Genomic DNA, 12994 nt, shown 5'->3' with positions numbered 1-12994 from the left:
CCGCCTACTCGGACTCTTCTGCGGCGGTTTCGGCTTCGCCGGCCTCTTCTTCGGCAGCCGCGGCTTGGGCAACCTCGCCCGCGCCCTCTTCGGCGAGATCTTCGGCTGTCGGCGCGTTCACCACGTTGACCACCAGCATTTCCGGGTCGGAGATCAAGTTGACGCCCCGTGGCAGCGCGATCTTCCCGGCGGTGAACTGGGTGCCGGGCTGCACATCCTCGACCGACACGGTCAGGTGCTCGGGAATCGACAGCGCCTCCGCCTCGATCTCGATGGCGTTGGCTTCCTGGGTCACCAAGGTGCCCGACGCGGCCTCGCCCTCCACCACGACGGCGACCTCGACGACGACCTTCTCACCACGCCGCACCAGCAGCAGGTCGGCGTGCTGAATGGTGCGGCGGATCGGGTGGATGTCCAGCGCTTTGGTCAGCGCCAGCTGCTCCTTGCCGGCGATGTCCAGGGTCAGCACCGCATTGGTTCCCGAGTGCCGCAGCACCGCGGCAAAGTCGTGTCCGGGCAGCTCCACGTGCTGGGGTTCGGCGCCGTGGCCGTAGAGGACGGCCGGAATCCTGCCGTCGCGGCGGGCTCGCCGGGACGCGCCCTTGCCGGTCTCGGTCCGCACCGTGACCTTCAGTTGGTTGACTGCAGCCTTGGCCATTGTGTCGCTCCTGTGTGCTCTGAACCCGAGTCATAGGGCACGGCAAGGATCGCGACGAAAGTGTCGGTCTCCGTCGATAACGGTGCTGGTCTTTCCGCACCCTCGCCGTGACGCCCGGCCAGGTTAGCGCATCGGCACCGCAGAGGGGAAATTCGGCTGCCGCCGTGGGTCATCAGCGCGTCATCACCGCGACTTCGCTGCTACCACGAAACCGCGGATGATCGCCTCGATGTCGGGCGCATTCGCGGCCGCCTCGGTGGCCAGGCTGGTGATGGTGAGCTGAACCAGATACCGCTGATTGTCCGGCGGTGGGCCGGTGGGAACCACGACCCGGTTCCAGCTGTGCAGCCGGGTGCCGTCGAGGTCGTAGCTGCCTTGCATCATCGACGACGGAAAGCCGTTGAAGTCTGCCGTCGAGGCGTCCAGTTGCTTGAAGTTGTCGAACAGTTGGGCGTCTTCGTTGCCGCGCCTGGCCACGTCGGCGGGATTGAAATCTCCGTGCAGCTTGAACACCACCAGCCTGGCGGTCGGATACTTGCCGCCTTTGGAGATGATCACCGTCTCCGGGGTGATCTTCGGACCGGTGTACGGCGACCAGCCCGGTGGGGTCGGAATGGACACCGTCAGACCGCTCAATTTGCTCGGCGCCACCTGTTCTCCGCTGACCCCGATGCTTTCCAGGTACTTCGACAGCGGAACGGGCCGTGCCGTCGTAGTCGGGGTGCTGGTGGTCGCACCCGTCGTCAAGATGGACTGGAAGTCCGGGGGCTTCGCCGGGGAGCAGGCGACCGACGACATCGCCACCGCCATGGCGACGACGGCCGCGTTGCGCCGGCGAGCGATCACAGAATCTCGCGAACGGCGTCGACCGGCCGAGCCAGCCGGGTGCCCTTCGAGGTGACCACAAAAGGCCGTTCGATCAGGATGGGGTGCTCGACCATGGCGTCGAGCAGTTCGTCATCGGTGGCGTCGGCGAGGTTGAGTTCGGTGTGGAGGGGTTCGCGTTTGCGTACCGCGGTTCGTACCTCGATGCCGGCGTCTCGGATCAGCTGCACCAGCTGGTCCCGGGACGGCGGGGTTTTCAGGTATTCGACGATGACGGGCTCGAGGTTGTTGTCGCGCAACAACTCCAGCGTCTTGCGGGAGGTGCTGCACCTGGGGTTGTGGTAGATGACGGGTTCCCCTGCGGCCGCGGCCATCTACGCGTCTCCGTCGAAAAGCCCTGTGACTGAGCCGTTTTCGAAAACCGCCCGAATGGTGCTGGCCAGCAGCGGCGCGATGGACAAGACCGTCAGCTGGGGGAAACGCTTCTGCTCGGTGATGGGAAGCGTGTTGGTGACGATCACCTCGCGGGCACCGCACGCCGCCAGCCGCTCGGCGGCCGGGTGAGACAGCACACCGTGGGTGGCCGCGATGATCACGTCGGCGGCGCCGTCGTTGTGCAACAGCTGTACGGCGCCGGCGATGGTGCCGCCGGTGTCGATCATGTCGTCGATGAGCACACAGGTGCGGCCGGAGACTTCACCGACGACGCGGTTGGACACCACCTGGTTGGAGACGCGCGGGTCGCGGGTCTTGTGAATGAAGGCCAGCGGAACGCCGCCCAGTGCGTCGGCCCACTTCTCGGCGATGCGCACTCGGCCCGAGTCGGGGGAGACCACCACCATGTTGCCGTCGGGGTAGTTGTCCCTGATGTAGCCGGTCAGCAGGTTCTGGCCGCGCATGTGGTCGACCGGTCCGTCGAAGAAGCCCTGGATTTGGTCGGTGTGCAGGTCGACGGTCACGATGCGGTCGGCGCCGGCGGTCTTGAGCAGGTCGGCGACCAGTCGCGCCGAGATCGGCTCGCGGCCGCGGTGCTTCTTGTCCTGCCGGGCGTAGGGGTAGAACGGCATGACCGCGGTGATCCGCTTGGCGCTGCCCCGCTTGAGCGCGTCGATCATGATCAGCTGTTCCATCAGCCAGGTGTTCACCGGTGCCGGGCAGGACTGCAGGACGAATGCGTCGCAGCCGCGCACGGATTCGTTGAAGCGCACGAAGATCTCGCCGTTGGCGAACTCCCGCGCGTCCTGCGCGGTGACATGGACGTCGAGTTCCTTGGCGACCTGCTCGGCCAGCTCCGGATGGGCGCGGCCGCTGAAGAGCATCAGGTTTTTGCGATTGTCGGTCCAGTCGTGGCTCAACGCGCTGCCCTCGCCGTATCGGGATCGAAATGGATGACTTATCGTACGGGGCCTGGAGGTGTTGCCGGGTAGCCGGCACCCTGATTCAGGCTGTCTGGTTGCCTTCGGAATTCTGCCCGGCCTTTTCGGCGGCTGCCGCTGCCTGAGCCGCCGCTGTTCCGGGTCGGTTGCGTTGCACCCAGTTCTCGATATTGCGTTGCGGGCCCGCGGACACCGCCAGCGCCCCCGGGGGAACATCCTCGCGGACGACCGTGCCGGCCCCGGTGTAGGCGCCGTCACCGACCGTCACGGGTGCCACGAACATGGTGTCCGAACCGGTGCGGACGTGCGACCCGATGGTGGTGCGCTGCTTGGCGGTGCCGTCGTAGTTGACGAACACGCTGGACGCGCCGATGTTGCTGTGCTCGCCGATGTCGGCGTCGCCGACATAGGTCAGGTGCGGAACTTTGGTGCCGGTGCCGATGGTGGAGTTCTTGACTTCCACGAAAGCACCCAATTTGCCGTCGGCACCCAGCACGGTGCCGGGCCGCAGATAGGTGAAGGGGCCGACCGTGGCCCCGTCGCCGATCGACGACGACGTGCCGTGCGTTCGGATCACCGTGGCGCCGTCGCCGACGGTGACGTCGGTCAAGGTGGTGTCCGGACCGATGACGCAGTGGCCGCCGATCTGGGTCCGGCCCAGCAGCTGGGTGCCGGGGTGGATGACGGTGTCGCGCCCGATCGCGACGTCGACGTCGATCCAGGTGGTGGCCGGGTCGATGACGGTGACGCCGGCCAGCTGGTGGGTGGCCACGATCCGGCGGTTGAGCTCGGCGCCCAGTTGTGCCAGTTGGACGCGGTTGTTGACGCCGGCCACCAGCGCGCTGTCGTCGACGTGGCGGGCACTTACGGTGTGCCCGTCACGGCGCAGGATGGCGATGACGTCGGTCAGGTACAGCTCCTGCTGAGCATTGTTGGAGCTCAGCCGGCTCAAGGCGGACCGCAGAAAAGCGATGTCGAAGGCGTACACGCCGGTGTTGACCTCGCGGATCTCGCGTTGTGAGGGCGTCGCGTCGGTTTGCTCGACGATCGCCATCACCTCGTTGTCCTGGGTCCGCAGGATACGGCCGTAGCCGTGCGGGTCGCTCAGGGTCGTGGTCAGCACCGTGACCGCGGCCTGTCCTGCGGGGTGGGTCGCGCTGTGGGTGGCGATCAGATCGGCCAGGGTGTCCGCGTCCAGCAGCGGCGTATCGCCGGAGGCGACGACCACGATGCCGGCGTAATCGTCGGGCAGTGCGGACAGGCCGCACCGCACCGCGTCCCCGGTCCCCAGCGGCCGGTCCTGCAATGCGACGTCGATGGTGCGTCCGAGGGTCTGGGCCAGCTCGGCGACCAGCGGGGAGATGCGCTGGTGATCGTGGCCCAGCACCACGACCAGATGCTGCGGCGCCAGCTTGGTCATCGCGTGCAGAGAGTGCGCCAGCATGCTGCGCCCGCCCAGGGTGTGCAGAACCTTGGGGGTGTCCGACCGCATCCGGGTGCCCGGTCCGGCCGCGAGGACCACGACCGCGGTGTCACCACGAAACGTCATCGACCCTCCTTACGTTTCGGCACGCGATCGCGCACGCCCGCGGCACCAACCACGCTCCGTCGCCAGGACTCGAACCTGAACTCTCAGAACCAAAATCTGATGTGCTGCCGATTACACCACGACGGATTGCCGGTCGACGGTGAGCATTTTGCCCGCGCACCACCATGAAACTCTAGTCCGACGGCGATGCGCCCACGTGCAGCCATGCCCGTGCTCGCACCCGCGGTTGTCAAATTTACATCGGACATGTCGATGGACCAGATGGCGCAATACCGGATATGACACTGTCGTTCGACGCCGAAGTGTTCACCGGATTTCCACAGTGATCATCGTTAATGGCGGTGCATGAGCCTTACGCCTATCTCCCTTGAACGAGAGTCGGTCAGCAAGCGTTGGGCGATGACCATCAATCTGTTCGCAACCGCGACGATCGTTTTGTCCTGCACGAGGTGGCCGAGGTCCCGTACGTGCTGACCTGTCAGTGAGCGGCAGAGCGAACACCGGTGCCGTTCGACCGGCACGGCCCATCGAGTGTGCACGGACGGTTTTGAGCGCGCACGTAGGGCGGGAACATCGCGCTCCGCCCACCCCGATGGCACAGTCAAAGCCGTCAACGCACACTCGGTGCCGTCGGCGCACGCTCGAGACCGCCAACATCCGCGCGACCGGATACCCTGATTGACGTGGCTGTGGCCGATAAGGATCCGGAAAGGGAACCGCGGGCGCCGCGCGCCCGGATGACCGGTAGCGAGCGCCGGCACCAGCTCATCGGCATCGCCCGATCGTTGTTTGCCGAACGCGGATACGACGGAACCTCGATCGAGGAGATCGCGCAACGCGCCAACGTCTCCAAGCCGGTCGTCTACGAGCATTTCGGCGGCAAGGAGGGCCTGTATGCGGTGGTCGTCGACCGGGAGATGCAGGCGCTGCTGGACGGCATCACCTCGTCGCTGACCAACAACCGCTCGCGGGTGCGGGTGGAGCGGGTCGCATTGGCCCTGTTGACCTATGTCGAGGAACGTACCGACGGCTTTCGCATCATGATCCGCGATTCGCCGGCGTCGATCAGCTCGGGCACCTATTCCAGCTTGCTCAACGACGCCGTCAGCCAGGTCAGCTCCATCCTGGCCGGCGACTTCGCCCGCCGGGGCCTGGATCCGGATCTGGCGCCGCTCTATGCGCAGGCGTTGGTGGGTTCGGTGTCGATGACCGCGCAGTGGTGGCTCGACGCGCGGGAACCCAAGAAGGAAGTGGTTGCCGCCCACCTGGTCAACCTGGTCTGGAACGGGCTGACCCATCTCGAGGCCGATCCCCAGCTGCAGGGGGAGTAGGCCCGCTACCCGCAGTCGCGCACCAGCAGGTCGGCGATCGTTTCGCGGCGAACCAGTTCGCGAGCCCGGCCGCCACTGACCGCCACCAGCGGCGGGCGCCCGACCATGGTGTAGTTCGACGCCATGCTGTGGTGGTAGGAGCCGGTACCCGCCACGGCCAGCAGGTCGCCGGCGCGGATATCCGCCGGGAGTTCGACATCGCGGGCGATCTCGTTGCCGGCTTCCCCGTGACGGCCGGCCACGGTGACGGCCCGCCTTTCCGTGCGGGCGTGCCGGTTGGCCAGGGCGACCGTGTACCGCGCGCCGCCCAGCGCCACCCGCGGGTTGTCGCTTATTCCGCCGTCCACTGCGACCACGGTGTGGCCGTTCGGTCGTGTCTTCACCGAGCAGATCCGGTACAGCGTGACACCGGCCCGCACGCTGATGCCGCGACCGGGTTCCACGACGACCGCCGGGCGTGGGAAGCGCTCGGCGGCGCAGGCCTCGTCCAGCGCATCTTCGATGACGCCGGCCAACTCGTCGAGGTCGAGCTCCGGGTCTTCGCGCAGGTACGGGACGGCATGGCCGCCGCCGATGTTGAGTTCGGTGAGGATGACGCCGTGGTGTGCGCGGATGTCGGCCATGGCGGCGACCAGCCGGCGGATCGCTTCGCCGTAGCGGGCCGGGTCGCTGACTTGCGAGCCCAGGTGGCAGTGCAGTCCGATCAGGTCGAGGATGGGGTGCGCCAGGACGGCCCTTACCGCCTCGGCGGCATGGCCGCCGGTGAGGGTGAATCCGGGCTTCGGGTCACTGATCCCGGCCGTGACCGCGCGGTACCCATGGATGTCGGTATCGGGGGTCACTCGGATGAGCACCCGCTGGTGCCGGCGTGCCGGGCCGGCCAGGTAGGCGATGTCGAGGCTGGAATCCAGGACCAGGCGCCCGACACCGACGGCCACCGCGTCGCGCAGCTCGTCGGGCGATGTGGTGTTGCCGTGCATGACGATGCGGGACGGATCCACACCACCGGCCAGGGCGACCGCCAGCTCGCCCGGTGAGCAGATGCCGACGCCGAGTCCCTCTTCGCGGGCCCAGCGTGCCACCGCGGTGGTCAGCAACGACTTCCCGGCATAGGCGATCTCGACATCACGCAACGCCGTGCGGTAGCGGCGGGCGCGGTGGCGGAAGTCGGTTTCGTCGATCACGTAAGCCGGGGTGCCGAACTCGTCGGCGATGTCGGAGAGCGACATGCCGCCGACGCACAGCCGGCCGTCCTCGTCGGAACTGGCGGTGGTCGGCCAGATCGCGGGGTCGAACCGCCGCGGTGCCGCGTGGCCGATGGACGGCAGCAGGTCGAGCAGTGTCATGGCTCCACCATGTGCCGCGGCCGGAGCGGGTACCGGTGTCCTTACGTTTTCTTGACGGCGGCGGGCTCGCTATTGACGAATCGGCTGCGCCCTAGAATGGCCGCATCATGACCGCACCGGGGGCTGCTGGCCCAGATACCCCGATCGCGGGGCTCGTCGAATTGGCGCTGGCCGCGCCAACCTTCCAACAGCTGATTGCGCGCGCCTCCGATCGACCCGACGAATTAACCCTGGTAGGGCCGGCCAGTGCGCGCCTTTTTGTCGCCAGCGCGCTGGCGCGGCAGGGTCCGTTGCTGGTGGTCACCGCCACCGGCCGCGAGGCCGACGACCTGGCCGCGGAACTACAGGGCGTTTTCGGCGGCGCGGTCGCGGTGTTTCCGTCGTGGGAGACGCTGCCGCATGAACGGCTCTCTCCGGGTGTCGACACGGTCGGTGCCCGTCTGCTGGTGCTGCGCCGGCTGGCCTATCCCGCCGACGCCACGCTGGGTCCGCCGTTGCGGGTGGTGGTGACCGCGGTGCGCTCCCTGCTGCAGCCGATGACGCCGCAGCTGGGGCGGCAGGAGCCGGTCGCCTTGAGGGTGGGGCAGCAGATCGGCTTCGACGACGTGATCGCCCGGTTGGTCGAATTGGCCTACACCCGGGTGGACATGGTTGGCCGGCGCGGCGAGTTCGCCGTGCGCGGCGGGATACTCGACATCTTCGCCCCGACCGCCGAGCATCCGGTGCGCGTCGAATTCTGGGGCGACGAGATCACCGAAATGCGGATGTTCTCGGTCGCCGACCAGCGCTCCATTCCGGAGATCGAGGTCGACACGCTGGTGGCGGTCGCCTGCCGTGAGCTGCTGCTGACCGATGACGTGCGGGCGCGGGCCGCCGAATTGGCCGCGCAGCACCCGGCCGCCGGGAATGCGGTGACCGGCAGCGTCTCCGACATGCTGGCCAAGCTGGCCGAGGGCATCCCGGTCGACGGGATGGAGGCACTGCTGGCGGTGCTGCTTCCTGCGGAAGACGGGGCAATTGGGGCCCGTGCGTTGCTGACCGACCAGCTGGCCGAGGGCACCCCGGTGTTGCTGTGCGATCCGGAGAAGATCCGGACCCGGGCGGCTGACCTGATCAAGACCGGGCGGGAATTCCTGGAGGCGGCGTGGTCGGTGGCCGCACTTGGCGCCGGTCCGGAAAATCAGGCACCGGTCGACGTCGAGCTACTGGGCGGATCAGGCTTCGCCGAGCTGGACGAGGTGCGCACCGCGGCGACCCGATCGGGTCATCCGTGGTGGACGTTGAGTCAGCTGTCCGACGAGTCGGCGCTCGAGCTGGATGTCCGGCCGTCGCCGTCGGCGCGCGGGCATCAGCGAGATATCGACGCCATCTTTGCGATGCTGCGCGGACACGTCGCGGCCGGCGGATATGCCGTGATGGTCGCGCCCGGGACCGGCACCGCGCATCGGGTGGTGGAGCGGCTGACCGAATCCGACGTCCCGGCGACCATGCTGGAACCCGGCGCCACACCCAGGCTCGGCCTGGTCGGTGTCTTCAAGGGTCCGCTGCGGGACGGCATCGTGGTACCGGGCGTGGTGTCCGGCGCCGACCTGGTCGTGGTCACCGAAGCGGATCTGACCGGTAGCCGGGTCAGCGCCGCCGAGGGCAAGCGGTTGGCCGCCAAGCGGCGTAACACCGTGGACCCGCTGGCGCTGACGGCCGGCGACCTGGTGGTGCACGATCAGCACGGCATCGGCCGGTTCGTCGAGATGGTCGAACGCACGGTCGGGGGCGCCCGCCGGGAGTACCTGGTGTTGGAGTACGCCTCGGCCAAACGGGGTGGTGGATCAGACAAGTTGTATGTCCCGATGGATTCGCTGGATCAGCTGTCGCGGTATGTCGGCGGGCAGGCGCCGGCGCTGAGCCGGCTGGGTGGCAGTGACTGGGCCAACACCAAGACCAAGGCACGACGAGCGGTGCGTGAGATCGCCGGCGAGCTGGTCTCGCTGTATGCCAAGCGGCAGTCCAGTCCCGGACATGCGTTCGCGCCGGACACGCCGTGGCAGGCCGAGATGGAGGACGCGTTCGGTTTCACCGAGACCGTCGACCAGCTCACCGCGATCCAAGAGGTCAAGGCCGACATGGAAAAGCCGATCCCGATGGACCGGGTGATCTGCGGCGATGTCGGCTACGGCAAGACCGAGATCGCGGTTCGGGCGGCGTTCAAGGCCGTTCAAGACGGTAAGCAGGTGGCGGTGCTGGTGCCCACCACGCTGCTGGCCGACCAGCATCTTCAAACCTTCGCGTTGCGAATGTCCGGATTCCCGGTGACCGTCAAGGGTTTGTCGCGGTTCACCGACGCCGCCGAGTCCCGCACGGTGATCGAGGGCCTGGCCGACGGGTCGGTGGACGTCGTGATCGGCACCCATCGGCTGCTGCAGACCGGGGTGCGCTGGAAGAATCTGGGCCTTGTCGTGGTCGACGAGGAGCAGCGGTTCGGCGTCGAGCACAAGGAGCACATCAAATCGCTGCGCACCCACGTCGACGTGCTGACCATGAGCGCCACCCCCATTCCGCGCACGCTGGAGATGAGTTTGGCCGGGATCCGCGAGATGTCGACGATCCTGACCCCGCCCGAAGAGCGCTATCCGGTGCTGACCTACGTCGGCCCGCACGACGACAAGCAGGTCGCGGCGGCGTTGCGGCGGGAGCTGCTGCGCGACGGGCAGGCCTTCTACGTGCACAACCGGGTCAGCTCCATCGACCGGGCCGCGGCCCACGTCCGCGAGTTGGTGCCCGAGGCCCGGGTGGTGGTCGCGCACGGGCAAATGCCCGAAGAGCTGCTGGAACGCACCGTGCAGGGCTTCTGGAACCGCGAATACGACATCCTGGTGTGCACCACGATCGTGGAGACCGGGCTGGACATCTCCAACGCCAACACGCTCATCGTGGAGCGCGCCGACACCTTCGGGCTGGCCCAGCTGCATCAGCTGCGGGGCCGGGTCGGGCGCAGCCGCGAGCGCGGCTATGCCTACTTCCTCTATCCGCCGCAGGCGCCGCTGACCGAGACGGCCTACGACCGGCTGGCCACCATCGCGCAGAACAACGAACTGGGCGCGGGCATGACGGTGGCATTGAAGGACCTCGAGATCCGCGGGGCCGGCAACGTGTTGGGTGTCGAGCAGTCCGGCCACGTCGCCGGCGTCGGGTTCGACCTGTACGTGCGGCTGGTGGGTGAGGCCGTCGAAGCATACCGAGCGGCGGCCGATGGTCAGACGGTAACCACTGCCGAGGAGCCCAAGGACGTGCGCATCGACCTGCCGGTCGATGCGCACCTGCCGCCGGACTACATCGGCAGCGACCGCCTGCGTTTGGAGGCCTACCGGCGGCTGGCCGCCGCATGTGACGACGCGGCCGTCGCAGCCGTTGTGGAGGAGCTCAACGACCGCTACGGGCCGCTACCCGAACCCGCCCGGCGACTGGTGGCGGTGGCGCGGCTGCGGCTGCTGTGTCGCGGCTCCGGCATCACCGAAGTGTCGGCCCCGTCGGCCCCGTCGGCGGCGACGGTGCGACTGTCGCCGCTGAACCTGCTGGACTCCGCGCAGGTTCGGCTCAAGCGGATGTACCCGGGGGCGCACTACCGCGCTACCACGGCTACCGTGCAGGTCCCCATTCCACGTGCCGGCGGTGCCACCGGTTTGGGGAGCGCGCCGCGTATCAGAGACGTGGAATTGGTGCAGATGGTCGCCGACCTGGTGACGGCGTTGGCGGGTAAACCCCAGAAGGATGTTGGTATAACGAGTCCGTCCGGCGACGATGCGGGTCGCCCCGAGTCGAGTAAGGAGCGACCAGCGCGATGATTGTCGTCCTGGTCGACCCGCGCCGCCCGTCGCTGGTGCCGGTCGAAGCCATCGAGTTGCTCAGCGGCCCGGTGCAATACACCGAGGAGATGCCGGTCGCCGTGCCGTGGTCGCTGCCCGACGCGCACCCGGTGCACATGGGAGACGACGCACCGGTGCTGTTGTCGTCGGACCCCGATCACCCGGCCGTGGTGGCACGACTGGCCGGCGGAGCGCGACTGATTTCGGTACCGGATCGCCAGCGCGGGGAACGACTGCTCGACGCCGTGGCCATCATGGACAGACTTCGCACCGACGGACCGTGGGAAAGCGAGCAGACCCACAACTCGTTGCGCCGCTACCTGTTGGAGGAGACCTACGAGCTGCTCGACGCGGTGCACAGCGGCGATGTGAACCAACTGCGCGAGGAACTCGGTGACTTGCTGCTGCAGGTGCTTTTCCATGCCCGCATCGCCGAAGATGCGGCACTGCTCCCCTTCACCATCGACGACGTCGCCGACACGCTGATCCGCAAGCTGGCCAATCGCGCGCCGGGAGTTCTTTCCGGACAAGAGATTTCGCTTCATGAACAGATGAATCAGTGGGAAGAACGCAAGGCGGCCGAAAAATCCCGGAACTCAGTATTGGACGATGTCCATACTGGTCAGCCAGCATTAGCGTTGGCGCAGAAGGTCATTCAGCGCGTCAGCAAGGCGGGACTACCTGCGCAACTGATTCCGTCCGGCATCACCTCGATCACCGTTTCGGCGGAGGTCGATGCGGAAAACTCTTTGCGTGCAGCTATTTTGGATTTTGTCGACAAGGTCCGCAGCGCGGAGAAGGCGATTGCGGCCGCGCGCCGTGACGACAGCGTTGCCGAGGAACTCGACGTGACGCCCATCGGCACCATCACCGCAGAAGAGTGGTTGGCCCACTGGCCCGGACCGACGGACGATGTGCTGGAAACCTGCCCCGAAACCGACCCGGCAGCGGGTAAGGAATCCCGCGGCGGCCCGAAGAAACGCAAGGGCAGGCGGTAAGACCCGGCAACAGCAAGCGATCATCCCGAAGTTTGCGACAGATGCGTTTGCTGCCAACAGAAACGGGAACAGCGATAGCCAAACACGCTCACAGCTAACCGATATCTACGTCATAACAACGGTATGCCGGTGTGCTGAGCCGCAAACGAGAAGGGACACGATCGCAACCCGTGGGACGATGATCATGACCAAATTGGTAACGGACCGGAAGAGGACGTAAGGGGAGCGGCAGCCAGGGCCCGAGCGAAGCCCGCAGCGGAGCCCAGGAGGAGCCCACGAGGAGCCAAGAAGGAGCAGTGTGACGCCGAGACGTTGGTTGCGCGCGGTCGCCGTGATAGGGGCGACCGCGATGCTGCTGGCGTCCAGTTGCACCTGGCAGCTCAGCTTGTTCATTCCCGACGGTGTGCCGCCACCTCCGGGCGATCCCGTCCCGCCCGTGGACACCTACGCCAGCGGCCGGCCCGCCGATCAGTTGCGAGAATGGGCCGAGCAGCGAGCCCCAGCGCTGGAAATGCCGGTCATCGCTCTCGAGGCCTACGCCTACGCCGCGCGCGTCGCGGAGGTCGAGAACCCCAAGTGCCACCTCGCGTGGACCACGCTGGCGGGTATCGGGCAGGTGGAAAGTCATAACGGCACCTATCACGGCGCGACCATAGCGCCCAACGGGGACGTGACCCCGCCCATTCGCGGCGTTCGCCTCGACGGCACCGGCGGCACGCTGCGCATCGTGGACAGCGACCACGGCAGCATCGACGGTGCTTCGGACGGAGACGGGGTGCAGCGCGCGATGGGGCCGATGCAGTTCATCGCCGAGACCTGGCGGCTCTACGGCGTCGACGCCAACAACGACGGCATTGTCAGCCCCGACAACATCGACGATGCCGCACTCTCGGCGGCAGGTTACATGTGCTGGCGCGGAAAGGATCTCGCGACGCCGCGCGGCTGGATCACCGCGTTGCGCGCCTACAACAATTCCGGTGTTTACGCCCGGGCGGTGCGGGACTGGGCGACCGCTTACGCGGCGGGTCACCCGCTGTAGCAGGATAAAGCG

The 12994-nt window shown here is 67.3% G+C and carries 10 protein-coding genes and 1 tRNA gene; 4 read left to right on the top strand and 7 right to left on the bottom strand.

Going from position 1 to position 12994, the window contains the following annotated elements:
- Positions 1-4: 4 nt before the first annotated feature.
- The 6 genes from EET03_RS21465 to EET03_RS21440 all read right to left on the bottom strand — a co-directional run bounded on the left by EET03_RS21465 (position 5) and on the right by EET03_RS21440 (position 4534).
- Positions 5-658 carry a 50S ribosomal protein L25/general stress protein Ctc gene (locus EET03_RS21465; RefSeq protein ID WP_063471156.1) on the bottom strand — a complete coding sequence of 218 codons (654 nt, stop codon included), beginning with the start codon at positions 656-658 and terminating at the stop codon, positions 5-7.
- Between the two features lie 183 nt (positions 659-841).
- Entirely contained in the window at positions 842-1468 is a 627-nt protein-coding gene (locus EET03_RS21460) for an LpqN/LpqT family lipoprotein (RefSeq protein ID WP_208649115.1), read from the bottom strand.
- Between the two features lie 32 nt (positions 1469-1500).
- A complete protein-coding gene (arsC, locus tag EET03_RS21455) occupies positions 1501-1857 on the bottom strand; it encodes an arsenate reductase (glutaredoxin) (protein ID WP_075544828.1) in 357 nt (118 codons plus the stop codon).
- Positions 1858-2838 (bottom strand): ribose-phosphate diphosphokinase, encoded by a 981-nt coding sequence (locus EET03_RS21450; protein WP_063471154.1) that lies wholly within the window; start codon positions 2836-2838, stop codon positions 1858-1860.
- An 85-nt stretch (positions 2839-2923) separates the two neighbouring features.
- On the bottom strand, positions 2924-4408 hold the full coding sequence (glmU, locus tag EET03_RS21445) for a bifunctional UDP-N-acetylglucosamine diphosphorylase/glucosamine-1-phosphate N-acetyltransferase GlmU (protein ID WP_075544829.1): 1485 nt from the start codon (positions 4406-4408) through the stop codon (positions 2924-2926).
- A 54-nt stretch (positions 4409-4462) separates the two neighbouring features.
- A tRNA-Gln gene (locus EET03_RS21440) sits at positions 4463-4534 on the bottom strand.
- Between the two features lie 611 nt (positions 4535-5145).
- Here EET03_RS21440 and EET03_RS21435 point away from each other — a divergent pair.
- The gene (locus tag EET03_RS21435; protein ID WP_036402227.1) at positions 5146-5739 is read left to right on the top strand and encodes a TetR/AcrR family transcriptional regulator; all 594 of its coding nucleotides are present in this window, start codon (positions 5146-5148) and stop codon (positions 5737-5739) included.
- 5 nt (positions 5740-5744) lie between these two features.
- On the opposite strand, the gene lysA is transcribed toward EET03_RS21435, so the two are convergent.
- Positions 5745-7085 (bottom strand): diaminopimelate decarboxylase, encoded by a 1341-nt coding sequence (lysA, locus tag EET03_RS21430; RefSeq protein ID WP_099193722.1) that lies wholly within the window; start codon positions 7083-7085, stop codon positions 5745-5747.
- Between the two features lie 107 nt (positions 7086-7192).
- Between lysA and mfd the strand changes: the two genes are divergently transcribed.
- From mfd to EET03_RS21415, 3 genes are all read left to right on the top strand, one after another.
- Positions 7193-10924, top strand: coding sequence for a transcription-repair coupling factor (gene mfd / locus EET03_RS21425; RefSeq protein WP_075544831.1), 3732 nt, complete (start codon positions 7193-7195; stop codon positions 10922-10924).
- Positions 10921-11943, top strand: a complete 1023-nt coding sequence (locus EET03_RS21420; RefSeq protein ID WP_075544832.1) for a nucleoside triphosphate pyrophosphohydrolase — start codon at positions 10921-10923, stop codon at positions 11941-11943. The genes mfd and EET03_RS21420 overlap by 4 nt, the downstream gene beginning before the upstream one ends.
- A gap of 298 nt (positions 11944-12241) precedes the next feature.
- On the top strand, positions 12242-12982 hold the full coding sequence (locus tag EET03_RS21415) for a lytic transglycosylase domain-containing protein (protein ID WP_075544833.1): 741 nt from the start codon (positions 12242-12244) through the stop codon (positions 12980-12982).
- Positions 12983-12994 lie beyond the last annotated feature (12 nt).

This window comes from Mycobacterium innocens (assembly GCF_900566055.1).
GTDB lineage: Bacteria > Actinomycetota > Actinomycetes > Mycobacteriales > Mycobacteriaceae > Mycobacterium > Mycobacterium innocens.
The sequence above is the reverse complement of the archived record's forward strand: the minus strand, read 5'-3'. Positions and strand labels throughout refer to the sequence as shown.